General features: G+C 69.0%; 1 pseudogene. It reads right to left on the reverse strand.

Annotated features, from left to right (window positions below):
* Positions 1 to 258 (reverse strand): annotated as a pseudogene (locus tag J0695_RS41875) (sodium:solute symporter); the annotation flags it as partial.

Consider the following 258-nt stretch of genomic DNA (forward strand, 5'->3'; position numbering starts at 1 on the left):
CCAGCGCCCCGATGCCGATGGCGGCGAAGGCCACGCCGGCGAACCAGGCCGGGAACATGTTCTCGAACAACTGCGGGATCGCCAGCTGCCCGTTGCTGACCTCGACCCCGGCCGCGATCGCCATGAAGCCGAGCAGCGCCAGCAGGCCCAGCATCAGCGAGTACAGCGGCAGCAGCGTGGTGTTGCGGCGGATCACCTCACGGCTGCGCGAGGACAGCGTCGCGGTGATCGAGGGCGGATACATGAACAGCGCGAGCG

Source organism: Streptomyces beijiangensis, from assembly GCF_017315755.1.
In the GTDB taxonomy this organism is placed as follows: Bacteria; Actinomycetota; Actinomycetes; order Streptomycetales; family Streptomycetaceae; genus Streptomyces; species Streptomyces beijiangensis.